Source organism: Citrobacter sp. VF227 (assembly GCF_052950715.1).
This window is the reverse complement of sequence record NZ_JBRFVF010000283.1, coordinates 1-504: the sequence shown is the minus strand read 5'-3', so window position 1 is coordinate 504 and position 504 is coordinate 1. Positions and strand designations below refer to the sequence as shown.

Here is a 504-nt window from a genome sequence, read left to right as displayed (position 1 = left end):
TGCCGCCTCGCTGCAAGAACAGCAGCTGAGCCAGTTGCTCGATCAGGTAGCCCGCGAAAGCAACGTCGGCACGCCTCGAGCGATCAACGAAGACATCCTCGACCAGGGTTACACCGTAGAGAACAACCATCTGGTCAACCATCTCAGTGTGCAGCCACGCCATGCAGCGCAGATGCGCGACAACCCCGCCGACGTGCGCAGCCAGCTCGCGGTCAGCGTCTGCGGCAACGAGGGGCTGCGCAAGCTGATGAGCCAGGGCGCGGTGCTGCGCTACGACTTCAGCGAATACCAGAGCAACAAGCCCATCGCCAGCGAGCGCTACACCGCCGCAGACTGCAAGTAAGGCTGCAAGAAATGGGCGGGAGCGGCGGACACGCCGCATCCCGCCGGGCCGAACTCAGCCTTTGTCGTGCCGCAGGGTCTGCGGATCACCCTTGCCCGCCACCGCGGCAACTTCGTCCCGAGTGAGCAATGCGGTACGCGGCACGTTGCGCAACAGCGCAC

1 protein-coding gene is annotated in these 504 nt (G+C 64.7%); it reads left to right on the top strand.

From position 1 onward, the window contains the following. On the top strand, positions 1-343 hold a 343-nt coding region (locus tag ACU8YC_RS26330; RefSeq protein ID WP_446896168.1), incomplete at its 5' end, for a PA3611 family quorum-sensing-regulated virulence factor. Positions 344-504: the final 161 nt, after the last annotated feature.